The sequence below is a fragment of the Vibrio sp. 10N.222.52.B7 genome, from assembly GCF_041474275.1.
Classification (GTDB): Bacteria; Pseudomonadota; Gammaproteobacteria; order Enterobacterales; family Vibrionaceae; genus Vibrio; species Vibrio crassostreae_C.
The window spans coordinates 1-489 of sequence record NZ_JBFRTU010000740.1; the positions used below are offsets into that span (position 1 = coordinate 1).

A 489-nucleotide genomic window follows, 5' to 3' on the forward strand; every position below is an offset into this window, starting at 1 on the left:
ACCGCAGGAATCGCAGCAAAAAACATGTCGTTGAGTAACCCAACAAAAAGTTCAAAAATAGTCATTAGTTCACCCACCCCCATACGTCAGATAGGCTCATAGCTGCGACAATACCTAAGCTTGTAGCCAACGTTAATAAACTGGCCATGGTGAAGCGTGCGAGACCCATATTAATGTGGCCTTTAAGCATATCTGCTACGGAGTTAATCAAAGGAAAACCGGGCACTAGCATCAATACTGACGAAGCCATCACGATAGTGGGTTGACCACCAATATTGTAGAGCACTGCCTGAGCTGAAATGGTGGTGGTGACAAAAGCGGTAATAGCGAAATTTAATAACGGATTGAAATGGCGATGACCGATCTCTTGTCTCACGATCATACCGCAAGCCGAAGCTATAAACGTCATCATAAAGACATGCCAATCTCCGCCAGCAAGACGGCTAAAAGAAGCACACGATAGCCCTATCATTACGACAACTAACCAAC

1 protein-coding gene is annotated in these 489 nt (G+C 45.0%); it reads right to left on the reverse strand.

The features are described 5' to 3' along the window. Positions 1-64: 64 nt before the first annotated feature. On the reverse strand, positions 65-489 hold a 425-nt coding region (locus AB4512_RS25070; RefSeq protein WP_372176162.1), incomplete at its 5' end, for a threonine/serine exporter family protein.